The 201-nt window shown below is 37.3% G+C and carries 1 protein-coding gene; it reads right to left on the reverse strand.

Annotated elements, in window-relative coordinates:
• On the reverse strand, window positions 1-201 hold a 201-nt coding region (locus GFJ99_RS13625), incomplete at both ends, for a hypothetical protein (RefSeq protein ID WP_162524046.1).

Genomic DNA, 201 nt, shown 5'->3' on the forward strand with positions numbered 1-201 from the left:
CTGTCTTCACTACATATTGTTTTTACAGGCGAAGGTATTGGCAATCCTGGATTTGCATTCACAGTTACAACTCCGCTCTGTAATGTATTACCTGTACAACCATTACGTACTGCTGTAACTTCAAAATAAATGGTTCCAGCAACTAATGGGTTACTTGTTATTACTTGTAAATCAAATCCTGTTGTTGTAGAAGTTGCTGTG

This window comes from Flavobacterium sp. LMO6, from assembly GCF_009495795.1.
In the GTDB taxonomy this organism is placed as follows: domain Bacteria; phylum Bacteroidota; class Bacteroidia; order Flavobacteriales; family Flavobacteriaceae; genus Flavobacterium.